This is a genomic window from Kitasatospora sp. NPDC056531, assembly GCF_042794375.1.
In the GTDB taxonomy this organism is placed as follows: Bacteria; Actinomycetota; Actinomycetes; order Streptomycetales; family Streptomycetaceae; genus Kitasatospora.
Map to the genome: position 1 here is coordinate 1 of NZ_JBHTTU010000331.1, position 976 is coordinate 976.

The following is a 976-nucleotide window of genomic DNA, read 5'->3' on the forward strand; positions in this document are numbered from 1 at the left end:
GTCCAGTACGACCAGCGCGGCTGCGGGCGGAGCCTGCCGCACGCCGCCGACCCGTCAACCGGGCTGGAGCACAACACCACCGCGCACCTGGTCGCCGACCTGGAGCGGCTACGCGAGCACCTGGGCATCGACAAGTGGCTGCTGTACGGCGGCTCGTGGGGCTCGACCCTGATCCTCGCGTACGCGCAGGCCCACCCGGAGCGGGTCTCTGCGATCGTGATCTGCGGGGTGACCATGACCCGCCCCGAGGAGACGGACTGGCTCTACCGGGGCGTCGGCCGTTTCCTGCCGGGCCCCTGGGAGGAGTTCCAGGCCTTCGCCGTCGACCGGGACGGCGACGTGTCCGACCTGCTCACCGCCTACAGCCGACTACTCAACAGCCCGGAGGAGGACGTCCGCCGGGCCGCCGCCCAGGCCTGGGCCACCTGGGAGGACGCCGTCATCGCGCACGAGGTACTGGGCAAGCCGAACGCCTACTCCGACCGCCCATCCGACGCCCTGATGGCCTTCACCCGGATCACGGCGCACTACTTCTCGCACCAGGCCTTCCTGACGGACGGCCAACTGCTGCGTGACGCCGGTCGGCTGGCCGGCATCCCGGGCGAGCTCATCCACGGACGGCTCGACCTCGGCGGACCGCTGCAAACCGCCTGGCAGCTGGCCAAGGCCTGGCCGGACGCCAACCTAACGGTCATCGACGAAGCCGGACACACCGGAAGCCCGCGAATGGCGGAGGCGGTCCTCGCGGCCGTCGAGCGCTTCGCCTGAGAGTGGAACCTGCTCTTCAGCATGGCCATCGTGGAGCAGGCCGAGCCCGACTACCGCTGCGTCATGGTGACCAACAGCTTCCACACCGTCCGGGCGGCACTGATCGCCCGCCATGATCTGTTCGGTTGGGCCCCGGTCGTTGCGGCGGTCGCCGCCACCGTCGGGGCCCGGCTGTTCAGCGGCGGGTTCGCCGGCCGGTCCGGCCGCC

General features: G+C 71.3%; 2 protein-coding genes. Both read left to right on the plus strand.

The window, feature by feature from the left end; genetic code table 11:
• On the plus strand, window positions 1-768 hold a 768-nt coding region (locus ACFQ87_RS46155; protein WP_380617035.1), incomplete at its 5' end, for an alpha/beta fold hydrolase.
• Window positions 769-789: 21 nt separating this feature from the next.
• Window positions 790-976 (plus strand): hypothetical protein (locus ACFQ87_RS46160; RefSeq protein ID WP_380617036.1); only part of this gene is annotated, 187 nt, incomplete at its 3' end.